Source organism: Geminicoccus flavidas, from assembly GCF_009806515.1.
Lineage (GTDB): Bacteria > Pseudomonadota > Alphaproteobacteria > Geminicoccales > Geminicoccaceae > Geminicoccus > Geminicoccus flavidus.
Window position 1 is genome coordinate 1 of the sequence record NZ_WUJP01000670.1, and the last position, 1,107, is coordinate 1,107.

The 1,107-nt window shown below is 67.0% G+C and carries 1 protein-coding gene; it reads left to right on the plus strand.

The window, feature by feature from the left end:
• On the plus strand, positions 1-458 hold a 458-nt coding region (locus tag EQG76_RS19020; protein WP_200840934.1), incomplete at its 5' end, for an SOS response-associated peptidase family protein.
• Between the last annotated feature and the right edge of the window lie 649 nt (positions 459-1,107).

The window sequence follows — 1,107 nt, forward strand, 5'->3', positions numbered from 1 at the left end:
ACATCCGCAACTTGACCAGCCCCTACTGGCGCGGCTGGCTGAAGCCCGGCTGGCGCTGCCTGGTGCCGGCCAGCTCGTTCTGCGAGTACACCGACAGCCAGCCCAAGGTGCCGCACTGGTTCGCGCTCGATCCGTCACGGCCGCTGTTCGCGTTCGCGGGGCTGTGGCGGCCCTGGACCGGGACGCGCGGCACCAAGGCGGAGCCGGTGGAGGGCGAGCACCGGCTGTTCGCCTTCCTCACCTGCCCGGCCAACGACGTGGTGCGGCCGATCCACGCGAAAGCCATGCCGGTGCTGCTGACCACGCAGGAAGAATGCGACACTTGGCTGGAAGGTACCACCGAGGACGCGCTCGCCCTGCAGCGCCCCCTGCCCGACGACGCCCTGCAGGTAGTGGCCAAAGGCCAGCGGGAAGACGGGCAGCGGGAGGATGGACCGGAGCCTTCCTTGCCCTTCTGAAGTCGGTCGTTCCCGAATGGCATGCCGTCCGTCGCATGGGCAGCAGGTGGACCAGTCGATGACGGGCGCGCCGACGGACGGGCAGTGCGATACCGGAACACCCGGTCAGCCGTGCCCTCGCGCCACAAGACGCAGCATGGCAAGTCTTGACGGCTGGAGCCGGACCTTCGCAGGCATGCTGATACGGACTGTCTGAGCCTGTCTCGGAAAATTGGAAGCGTTCGGGCCGCCATCCCCTCATGTTGGCCGGTACCAGCCTATCCTGGAGTGCAGGCGTCAGGAGCCGTGAAGTCCTCGATAGGCGTGAACAGGTCACGATGGGCGTGGGTGCGGGTCGCGTAGATCCGGTGTTGCAAGCGCTCGCCCTCCACTGTGTGAAAGAAGCTCTCCAAGGATCGGCTGCTGCCGATCCATCCGTTCGCCGGAGAAGACCAAGCCAGGAGGCCTGGGAAGCGGCGTGTTGTCGAGCCAGTTGCCGCGCCGGCTCATGGACGGCGTGATGTCCGCTGCAGTGACAACGTGGCGGTCGTCGTCGGCTGCGGAGTGAACTCTTGCGATCCGAGTGATGATTGAGCCCCGGCGGTGCCGCTCGATCGACATGCGCAGCGCCTCGAGCGGGGTGTCTGCCTGCGGGGGTCTCGCGCATCGA